The organism is Mesorhizobium sp. M2A.F.Ca.ET.037.01.1.1, from assembly GCF_003998075.1.
In the GTDB taxonomy this organism is placed as follows: Bacteria; Pseudomonadota; Alphaproteobacteria; order Rhizobiales; family Rhizobiaceae; genus Mesorhizobium.
Map to the genome: position 1 here is coordinate 1 of NZ_RZSA01000586.1, position 4,291 is coordinate 4,291.

Sequence of the window (4,291 nt, forward strand, 5' to 3'; positions counted from 1 at the left end):
GGTGGGCGCGCCGCATGATTGTCTCAAAACCCACTATGCGGCCGAAGACCGCCTGTTCCTGCCGGTCGAAAACATCGAGCTTCTATCGCGCTACGGCTCGGATTCGGCCGAAGCGACGCTCGACAAACTGGGCGGCGGCGCCTGGCAGGCGCGCAAGGCGCGGCTCAAGCGGCGCCTGCTCGATATGGCCGGGCAATTGATCCGCATTGCCGCCGAGCGGCAGATGCGCTCCGCGCCAACCATGATTCCCGCCGAGGGGCTCTATGGCGAGTTTGCCGCGCGCTTCCCCTATGAGGAGACCGACGACCAGCAGACGGCGATCGATTCCGTCATGGACGATCTCGGTGCCGGCAAGCCGATGGACCGGCTGGTCTGCGGCGATGTCGGTTTCGGCAAGACGGAAGTGGCGCTGCGCGCCGCTTTCATCGCCGCCATGGAAGGTTTCCAGGTGGCGGTCGTGGTGCCGACGACGCTTCTGTCGCGCCAGCATTTCAAGACCTTCTCGCAGCGCTTCTCGGGCCTGCCGATCCGCATCGCGCAGGCGTCGCGCCTTGTCGGCTCCAAGGAACTGACGGAAACCAAGAAAGGCATTGCCGAGGGCACGATCGACATCGTCGTCGGCACGCATGCGCTGCTCGGCAGCTCGATCTCATTCAAGAATCTCGGACTTCTGATCATCGACGAGGAGCAGCATTTCGGCGTCAAGCACAAGGAGCGGCTAAAGGAGCTCAAGAACGACGTGCATGTGCTCACGCTTTCGGCGACGCCGATCCCGCGCACGCTGCAGCTGGCGCTGACCGGCGTGCGCGAGCTGTCGCTGATCGCCACGCCTCCGGTTGACCGCATGGCGGTGCGCACCTTCATCTCGCCCTTCGACCCGCTGGTCATCCGCGAGACGCTGCTGCGCGAGCGCTATCGCGGCGGCCATTCCTTCTATGTCGTGCCGCGCATCAGCGACCTGGCCGAAATCCATGATTTCCTGAAGGAATCCGTGCCGGAGCTGAAGGTGGCGGTGGCGCACGGCCAGATGCCACCGGGCGAGCTCGACGACATCATGAACGCCTTCTACGACGGGCAGTACGATGTGCTCCTGTCGACCACCATCGTCGAATCCGGCCTCGACATCCCGACCGCCAACACGCTGATCATCCATCGCGCCGACATGTTCGGCCTGGCGCAGCTCTACCAGTTGCGCGGCCGTGTCGGCCGCTCGAAGGTGCGCGCCTACGCGCTGTTCACGCTGCCGGCCAACCGGAAGCTGACCGACACGGCCGAGCGCCGGCTGAAGGTGCTGCAGTCGCTCGACACGCTCGGCGCCGGCTTCCAGCTCGCCAGCCACGACCTCGACATCCGCGGCGCCGGCAATCTTCTCGGCGAAGAGCAGTCGGGGCATATCAAGGAGGTCGGCTTCGAGCTCTACCAGCAGATGCTGGAGGAGGCGGTCGCCGAGGTGAAGGATACCGGCGAGGCACAGGACGGCGGCTGGTCGCCGCTGATCGCGGTCGGCACCGCGGTGATGATCCCGGAAAGCTATGTGCCGGACCTGCAGCTCCGCATGGCGCTTTACCGTCGGCTGGGCGACCTCGAGACGACCGAGGAGATCGACGGTTTCGGCGCCGAGCTGATCGACCGTTTCGGGCCGCTGCCGGAAGAGGTGACGCATCTGTTGAAGATCGTCTTCATCAAGGCGCTCTGCCGCAAGGCCAATGTCGAGAAGCTCGATGCCGGCCCCAAGGGCGTCGTCATCCATTTCCGCAAGCGCGAATTCCCCAATCCGGTCGGGCTGGTCAAGTTCATCGGCGAGCAGGGCTCGCTGGCCAAGATCAGGGCCGACCACAGCGTCGTCTTCATCCGCGACTGGCCGAATGCGGAGAAGCGGCTGGCAGGCTCGGCCGTGGTGATGACGCAGCTGGCGCGGCTCGTCGACAAGGCCGCGTAGCAGCATCGGGTCCATTCGCCACCGCTGAAAAACCCGGCTAGAATAGGCAGTCGGCTTCGTGTAAGGAGCCGCGACCTCTGTTGGGGCGAAAATAGCGGGCAAGGGCGCTCGCCGAGAAGAGTATTGGGTGCAGCGATGACGAAATGGTCGCCGAATTCGTGGAGAGAGAAGCCGATCAAGCAGGTTCCGGCCTATCCGGACCTTGCCGCGCTGAAGGCGACGGAAGCCCAGCTCGCCACGTTCCCGCCGCTGGTCTTTGCCGGTGAAGCGCGCAAGCTGAAGAAGCAACTGGCGGCGGTCGCCGCCGGCGAAGCCTTCCTGCTCCAGGGCGGCGACTGCGCCGAGAGCTTTGCCGAGCACGGCGCCGACAACATCCGCGACTTCTTCCGCGTCTTCCTGCAGATGTCGGTGGTGCTCACCTTCGCCGGCGCGCAGCCGGTGGTGAAGGTCGGCCGCGTCGCCGGCCAGTTCGCCAAGCCGCGCTCCTCCGACAACGAGACCAAGGGCGGGGTGACATTGCCGAGCTATCGCGGCGACATCATCAACGGCATCGAGTTCGACGCCAGGTCGCGCATCCCGGATCCCGCCCGGCAGGAGATGGCCTACCGCCAGTCGGCCGCGACGCTCAACCTTCTGCGCGCCTTCGCGCAGGGCGGCTATGCCAGCCTGGAGAACGTGCATCGCTGGATGCTGGGCTTCGTCGCCGACAGCCCCCAGGGTGAGAAGTACGAATCGCTTGCCAACCGCATCACCGAGACGATGGAATTCATGCGCGCGGTCGGCATCACGTCGGAAACCAATTTCGCGCTGCGCGAGACCGATTTCTACACCAGTCACGAGGCACTGCTGCTCGGCTACGAGGAAGCGCTGACGCGCGTCGATTCCACCTCCGGCGACTGGTACGCAACCTCGGGCCACATGATCTGGATCGGCGATCGCACCCGCCAGCCCGACCATGCGCATGTCGAATATTGCCGCGGCATCAAGAACCCGCTTGGCCTGAAATGCGGACCTTCGCTGACGCCGGATGGTTTGCTGGAATTGATCGACCTGCTCAATCCCGAGAATGAGCCTGGACGGTTGACGCTGATTGCCCGCTTCGGCTCCGACAAGGTGGCCGAGCACCTGCCGAAGCTGGTGCGGGCGGTGAAGAAGGAAGGCCGCAGCGTCGTGTGGTCGTCCGATCCGATGCATGGCAACACCATCGAGGCGGCCGGCTACAAGACGCGGCCGTTCGACCGGATTCTCAAGGAAGTGCAGACCTTCTTCGAGGTGCATCGCGCCGAAGGCACGCATCCGGGCGGCATCCATGTCGAGATGACCGGCAAGAACGTCACCGAATGCACGGGCGGCGCCCGCGCCATCACGGCCGAGGACCTGCACGACCGCTATCATACCCATTGCGATCCGCGCCTTAACGCGGATCAGGCGATCGAGCTCGCCTTCCTGGTCTCGGATCTGCTCAAGAAGAGCCATCCGATCCAGCACAAGCAGGTTGCCAACGCCTGAGTAGCGCCCGGCGCTTGTTCATTGGAAGCGCCGGCGAAACCGGCGCCTTTTCAATTCAGGCGGGTGGATCAAGCCTAAAGCGCGTCGCGATCTTTCAGATTCGCTCCATACGCTTTAGGTTTTTGATTTCATGCATGTCTTTGTCCCGAAACCGGTTCCCACTTTCGGGAGACATGCTTTAGCCGGTCATTCCGGGTCGGGCGGCCCGGGCGGGTCTCCCGGGAAACTCGATCTGCCGGGTGGAATGACAGCGAAGTTGATCTCCAGGGGCGGCGCCCTGAGCGACCAGTCGAAGGACACCGTCTTGACCGGCAGGCCGTCGGTCCAGGCCAATTGCTGCGGCGTGAGTGGCCAGCCTTTCGGCCACACCAGCAGCATTCCCTGATCCCGCAGGCGCTGGTCGGTGATCCATGGTGCGAGGCGCCTGTCGAGAGCCGTGAAGATGGAAGGCTGGTCCGCGGCTTCCAGCCCGGCGAGCCGGGCCACGCCGTCTTCGCCGCCGACAATGCCTAACGGCCCGGGCACCGCGTCATGCCAGATCGCCTCGGCTGTCCGCGAGATCGATTGCGCCGGCCAGCACATCGGCTGCAGGTGACCGCGGACGTTGCAGCCGGTCCAGCGGGTGACGGCGTAGGCGCTCGATACGGCGACCACGCATAGCAGGGCCAGCACCGTCAACCGGCGCAATTCCGTCGCTCCCAGCCGGTGGCCCAGGAGCGCGATCGCCAGGGCGCCCACGAGATTGTACATCGTCGCGCCCCAGGACTCGCCGGTGCCTGTGAACAGCGAGGCGATCATGATGAGGAGCGCTGGCCCCAGACCCATCCACGCCAGATAGATAAT

General features: G+C 64.8%; 2 protein-coding genes and 1 pseudogene. 2 read left to right on the plus strand and 1 reads right to left on the minus strand.

Annotated elements, in window-relative coordinates:
- Both mfd and EOA27_RS24795 read left to right on the plus strand, forming a co-directional pair.
- A partial coding sequence (mfd, locus tag EOA27_RS24790; protein ID WP_127257483.1) for a transcription-repair coupling factor occupies positions 1 to 1,939 on the plus strand: 1,939 nt, incomplete at its 5' end.
- Between the two features lie 135 nt (positions 1,940 to 2,074).
- Entirely contained in the window at positions 2,075 to 3,448 is a 1,374-nt protein-coding gene (locus EOA27_RS24795) for a 3-deoxy-7-phosphoheptulonate synthase class II (protein ID WP_126082404.1), read from the plus strand.
- A gap of 186 nt (positions 3,449 to 3,634) precedes the next feature.
- On the opposite strand, the pseudogene EOA27_RS24800 reads toward EOA27_RS24795, so the two are convergent.
- Positions 3,635 to 4,291 (minus strand): annotated as a pseudogene (locus EOA27_RS24800) (glycosyltransferase family 39 protein); the annotation flags it as partial.

What these genes read in the sequence shown, in the direction of transcription:
- EOA27_RS24795 (WP_126082404.1), top strand. Translation starts at nt 2,075, where the DNA reads ATGACGAAATGGTCGCCGAATTCGTGGAGAGAGAAGCCGATCAAGCAG.